Genomic DNA, 4,202 nt, shown 5'->3' on the forward strand with positions numbered 1-4,202 from the left:
TAAAATTTCCGATTTTATAAAACTGTTTAGATTAAATGGCGTTGTCTCTTCTCAACGTTCATAGATGAAATCAACAAGAGCATAAAAAACTATCGTGGGCTGCTTGATTTTAAAGAACATGACCTCTAGGTGTGAAGAAAGATGGGCTAAGTATTTCTAAAGATGCCCTACTTGCTCTAAAGGTGAAATATGTGGGATTGGGCTGTTATGCCGAGCTTGCCACAAATCATGCTTTTGTTGCAATTTAAGCCAGAATTCCGCATCATTTAAACCCGCTTTTTCTAACCGTAAAGCTAAGTTAATACTAATCGCCGCATGGCAGTTTAAGACGCGGGATAAAGTTAAACGTGCAACGCCAAGACGATTTGCAGCTTCTGTTACTGTTAACCCTAATTCATCAAGCAATTCTTCTTTCAAAATGCCGCCAGGGTGTGGAGGATTGTACATCATAATAACACCTCAAAACTCAATGGTAATCTTGATAATCAACCAGTTCAACGTCTGTCCCAATGAAACGAAAAGTAACACGCCAATTTCCATTGACACGCATTGACCAGTAACCTTTTAAATCGCCCGTAAGCGCATGTAGACGATACGATTTAAGAGTAACTTGTTCAGGCGCGGATATTGTATCTAAAATTACTAAAATGTTTGCTAATTTTTTAGCATGCGCGGGTTGTATGCCTTTGCAGACTCCTCTTTCAAAGAATAATTTTAACCCTTTATGCTTAAAACTAACGATTGCCATATATACCCTCTTGATACTTGATACTATACACCATGCATTTATGTCAATTGATTATTTATCAAAGAGCATATTAAACATAATTTTATATGTTAAAAAACAATAATATCATTTTGAAATAATTGAAAAAATATGCAAATCATGCTAGGATTTTGTATGTATTAAAATACAAATTTAAGGTAAGAAAAAACATGCTAAATAAAGTGATGTTAATCGGGCGTTTAGGTGCTGATCCCGAAAGCAAAACAATGAATTCTAGAACAGAAGTAGTCAATTTTCGTATGGCAACTTCTGAGAGCTATACAGATAAAAATACTCATCAAAAAGTAGAGAAAACTGAATGGCATTCAGTTGTGATTTTTAATCCACATTTGGCAAAAATTGCACTTCAGTATCTAAACAAAGGTTCAAAAGTTTACGTAGAAGGAAAATTACAGACACGCAAATGGCAAGATAAAAATGGGCATGACCGTTACACAACAGAGATTGTTTTACCACAATTCAAAGGTGAATTGTATTTGCTTGATGCAAAGAAAGATCAATCGGCATCCCCTACCCCTTCACCTATTACTTCTCAAAATTATGCTATCGCTTCAGGTGCTCAAGATTATAGAACGGCTCTTAACGATAGCGTCCCATTCTGATTGAAAAAAAATATGACAAAAAGAAAAAAACGTGCAAAACGCGGTCGTCCTCGGATTAAAGGATGTATCAGAGAACCAAATGGACGCATCTCACGAGCAAAAACACCGCATGAACCCATGGATAAATTGGCAATTGAAATGCGTGCCAAACGCTTCTGTTTGACCATAGAAGAGGCTAAAAATCCGCTTTCCGGTACCTATATTGGGCGGCTTTATTTGCAAGGCGAAATAAATCAAGACCAATATGATGCTGCGCAAAAATATCTTGAAGTGAAAAACAATTACCTATGTGCAAAAGGATTGCCTAATGCAATTTATGATGAAATGCCTACAACTTCTGATAACGGAGCAAGAGAGAAATGGGTACAGATAGCAACAGAACATCTTTTAGCTGTAAAAAATGTTGTTCAAGAAGCTCAATATTTACACCGTCAATATAACCTTCATGCTGCATTACAGTATCTTGTCATAGAAGATCAATCACTACCACACCTTGTGCTTTCATTGCGCATTGCTCTTAATGCGCTTTATAAACATTTTACGCAAAACCGGTAGTTTTCAAGCGGCGTCTTGGATATTAATGGCAACCTCTTTTCCAAGAGCAATGAGAGTAGATTCTAAGGCATCTAATTTGGTTGCGTGGTTTAAATCCAACAATCGGTCAATTTGTATTGGATGAAGTTTTAAAAGACGTACGAGATCAGCTTTGCGTAAGTTTTTTTCAATCATAGCGTTATGTATTGCAATTTTTAAAGTTACCAATGAAGATACTTCAACAAAAGGATAGGCAATATCACGATGTCCAAAGGGAATAGGTTCACGATCTTGAAAACGCCCCATAATGACTGTTAAAAGTGCATTTTTAGCCTGTTCCAAAGCTTCTTTTTCATCGTTACCATAAGTAATAAATTCCTGAAAGTCTTTAGAGACGACTAGAAGAGTATCATTGTCATCTTTGATAAATTTGATTGCATATTTCATTTACACCTCCATATCCTGGCTTATTTTAGGTCAAGATCTTTAAGAATCTTCTGGACTAATCCTGTTCCTAATTCTTTTCGCGTACCATGCATAGGTAAAACGGACTTTTTAGAACCACGCTTTACAAGCAAATGCCCTCCCTTCCCTGAAGTAAAACTGCAACCATGCTTTATAAGATATCTTTTCAATTCTTGACTATTCATTATAATAATATAACATCTAAAATGTTTCAATACAACATAAATGTTGCATTAAAGGAAAATAAAGGACATCTTTTAAAACACCATATTTAGGTAAAAAAATAAAAAAAATACAAGATCATGATTTTTTTGTTGACATAGTGTAAAAAATCGTATTTAGTGAGGGTACTGCACTAGTCGTATTGTGTCTAAAATTCAAAAATATCCCCAAAAATTCAGCAAAATGTGATCTTGAAACGTGGCTAGAAAGCCCTGTTTTCTGGGTAATTCTGACTAATCTATTTTTCAAATAACAAAAATCAATAATTGACTAATGATGTCATTAATTATGACGCAAAAGGAGCAATGATGAAAGCTGTCATCACTAAGCCAATGTGTGTTGTTGGAGACAATAAAAGCACTGTTCGCTTTGAACCATCAACACCCAATAATCCATTTGTTGAAGTTTCTAATCAAGTCTACGCACGTCTCAAGCGCGCCAATGCTGCAAAACTTTTTGTTGACGTCAAGACAACAGCAAAAACAGATAAGGCAATTGAACAAATTAAACAGATAGAACAAGAAGCCGTACAAACATCGTCTGAACCAGTGACAGAGGAAATTCCACTCGAACAGCCAAAAGCATCTAAAGCTTCTAAGTCATCAACACCTACCCCAAAAAAGGCTTAGAAGTTGAAGTTAATCATCCACCAAAAATGGTATCTTCAACAGGTGAAAGATACCTTCACCAGTCTTCAAGCACCACGCCTTAATTGGGCTCTGCGTAATGCTCTAAACACTGCAGCAAAACAAGTTGAACGCTTTACTGAAAAGCAAGTTGCAGACATCTCATCAGCCCAAATAAAGCGTATAAGAAGAGGTGTTTATATTAAAGAAAAGGCAACAGCAAGGTTTCTTGAGACAGATATCATTGGTTCTGGAACACCGATACCTCTTAAATTTTTTAAAGTAAACGAAACAAAACGCGGCATAACTTACACACTGTTTGGAAAGAAAGAAATCTTACCCCATGCTTTTATCAAAGGTGGGAGTTTTCCAAAGCGCGTTGAATTAAAAAAGCTGAATGGGAATGTGTTTCAAAGAGCCGATGGAGATCAATTCCCCATTGCAAAACAAAAAGGACCCTCAATTGCTGGGGTAATGTCCAAGCCAAAAATTGCAAGTGCTATTGTAAAAGAAGCCAATGAAAGATTAACCAAAAATATACAGAGACAACTTTCTCGTCAAGAATACGCTGCTAATAAGAAAGGCTAGATCATGTTCTCAAGCTATGTTTGCTATACACTGAGATTTTCTTTCTTGACAAGATTCACGGAAAACGTATATCGTTAAATTAGGTGCCTAGAAAACACCTTAGATGCATAGCGGATAGATTGCCGAAACAGTTTATTTTCCGCATACTAAAGGCTTTGACTCATTATATGCTACATGCGTATAATAGATCTGTCGGGTGTAGTTACGCTATACAATACCCTTTATGGGAAAAGCGTGACGACGGACTATGCACCGTGTTTTCAGCACCCGGCGCCACATATGACATAAAAATATAAATAAATCAATATGTTGTGTGCAATTATTTTATATGAATCCACTTAAGAACCCACACTTTTATGCATGATTCATTTGACCATT

Annotated in this window: 8 protein-coding genes; 4 read left to right on the forward strand and 4 right to left on the reverse strand. The window is 36.1% G+C overall.

The features are described from left to right. Positions 1 to 156 precede the first annotated feature (156 nt). Together ACFILL_RS08750 and ACFILL_RS08755 are read right to left on the reverse strand one after the other, a co-directional pair. Positions 157 to 450 carry a HigA family addiction module antitoxin gene (locus tag ACFILL_RS08750; RefSeq protein WP_004856691.1) on the reverse strand — a complete coding sequence of 98 codons (294 nt, stop codon included), beginning with the start codon at positions 448 to 450 and terminating at the stop codon, positions 157 to 159. A 16-nt stretch (positions 451 to 466) separates the two neighbouring features. Beyond that, positions 467 to 748 (reverse strand): type II toxin-antitoxin system RelE/ParE family toxin, encoded by a 282-nt coding sequence (locus ACFILL_RS08755; RefSeq protein WP_252619286.1) that lies wholly within the window; start codon positions 746 to 748, stop codon positions 467 to 469. A 188-nt stretch (positions 749 to 936) separates the two neighbouring features. Here ACFILL_RS08755 and ssb point away from each other — a divergent pair, with 188 nt between their 5' ends. Both ssb and ACFILL_RS08765 read left to right on the forward strand, forming a co-directional pair. Continuing rightward, on the forward strand, positions 937 to 1,389 hold the full coding sequence (ssb, locus tag ACFILL_RS08760) for a single-stranded DNA-binding protein (protein WP_375637824.1): 453 nt from the start codon (positions 937 to 939) through the stop codon (positions 1,387 to 1,389). 12 nt (positions 1,390 to 1,401) lie between these two features. Next, positions 1,402 to 1,944: a hypothetical protein gene (locus ACFILL_RS08765; RefSeq protein ID WP_375643783.1), complete on the forward strand. Its 543-nt coding sequence runs from the start codon at positions 1,402 to 1,404 to the stop codon at positions 1,942 to 1,944. Positions 1,945 to 1,947: 3 nt separating this feature from the next. Here ACFILL_RS08765 and ACFILL_RS08770 read toward each other — a convergent pair whose 3' ends face one another. Next, entirely contained in the window at positions 1,948 to 2,370 is a 423-nt protein-coding gene (locus ACFILL_RS08770; protein ID WP_375613904.1) for a type II toxin-antitoxin system HicB family antitoxin, read from the reverse strand. Positions 2,371 to 2,390: 20 nt separating this feature from the next. Beyond that, a complete protein-coding gene (locus ACFILL_RS08775) occupies positions 2,391 to 2,573 on the reverse strand; it encodes a type II toxin-antitoxin system HicA family toxin (RefSeq protein WP_006589116.1) in 183 nt (60 codons plus the stop codon). Between the two features lie 345 nt (positions 2,574 to 2,918). Here ACFILL_RS08775 and ACFILL_RS08780 point away from each other — a divergent pair, with 345 nt between their 5' ends. After that, the gene (locus tag ACFILL_RS08780; RefSeq protein ID WP_375631617.1) at positions 2,919 to 3,239 is read left to right on the forward strand and encodes a hypothetical protein; all 321 of its coding nucleotides are present in this window, start codon (positions 2,919 to 2,921) and stop codon (positions 3,237 to 3,239) included. Between the two features lie 3 nt (positions 3,240 to 3,242). Beyond that, complete coding sequence (locus tag ACFILL_RS08785) at positions 3,243 to 3,824, forward strand: hypothetical protein (RefSeq protein WP_375643782.1); 582 nt, start codon at positions 3,243 to 3,245, stop codon at positions 3,822 to 3,824. Positions 3,825 to 4,202 lie beyond the last annotated feature (378 nt).

The sequence above is a fragment of the Bartonella sp. AP20NXHL genome (genome assembly GCF_042196165.1).
In the GTDB taxonomy this organism is placed as follows: Bacteria; Pseudomonadota; Alphaproteobacteria; order Rhizobiales; family Rhizobiaceae; genus Bartonella.

Excerpts from the sequence above, each read along its gene's own strand:
- ACFILL_RS08750 (WP_004856691.1), bottom strand. The coding sequence starts at position 450 with ATGATGTACAATCCTCCACACCCTGGCGGCATTTTGAAAGAAGAATTG.
- ACFILL_RS08755 (WP_252619286.1), bottom strand. The coding sequence starts at position 748 with ATGGCAATCGTTAGTTTTAAGCATAAAGGGTTAAAATTATTCTTTGAA.
- ssb (WP_375637824.1), top strand. The coding sequence starts at position 937 with ATGCTAAATAAAGTGATGTTAATCGGGCGTTTAGGTGCTGATCCCGAA.
- ACFILL_RS08765 (WP_375643783.1), top strand. The coding sequence starts at position 1,402 with ATGACAAAAAGAAAAAAACGTGCAAAACGCGGTCGTCCTCGGATTAAA.
- ACFILL_RS08770 (WP_375613904.1), bottom strand. The coding sequence starts at position 2,370 with ATGAAATATGCAATCAAATTTATCAAAGATGACAATGATACTCTTCTA.
- ACFILL_RS08775 (WP_006589116.1), bottom strand. The coding sequence starts at position 2,573 with ATGAATAGTCAAGAATTGAAAAGATATCTTATAAAGCATGGTTGCAGT.
- ACFILL_RS08780 (WP_375631617.1), top strand. The coding sequence starts at position 2,919 with ATGAAAGCTGTCATCACTAAGCCAATGTGTGTTGTTGGAGACAATAAA.